Origin of the sequence: Devosia alba, assembly GCF_039938915.1 — a bacterium.
Lineage (GTDB): Bacteria > Pseudomonadota > Alphaproteobacteria > Rhizobiales > Devosiaceae > Devosia > Devosia alba.
The window spans coordinates 1-217 of sequence record NZ_JBDUUI010000193.1 but is presented as its reverse complement, the minus strand read 5'-3'; the positions used below and the strand labels follow the sequence as shown (position 1 = coordinate 217).

At 57.1% G+C, this 217-nt stretch carries 1 protein-coding gene; it reads right to left on the bottom strand.

Annotated elements, in window-relative coordinates:
• On the bottom strand, nt 1-217 hold a 217-nt coding region (locus ABFY71_RS19250), incomplete at both ends, for a hypothetical protein (RefSeq protein ID WP_347947489.1).

Below are 217 nucleotides of genomic sequence, written 5' to 3'. Positions count from 1 at the left end.
AAGCGTCACCCCAGCTCCACCCAGGGGCACCGTGCTCTGGGAACAGGATGTCTCGGTACTTCTTGATGAACTGAACAGGCAGCCCGTGCGCCTTCGCTCTGCGATAGATAAGAGAGCCGTGGTTAGAGTCGCACAGGAGCATGTTCGGGAAGATACTGTACAGCTTCTCTAAGCCAGCCTTGGCTTTCTCCAACTCAACCCCCGCGCTATCCAGCTC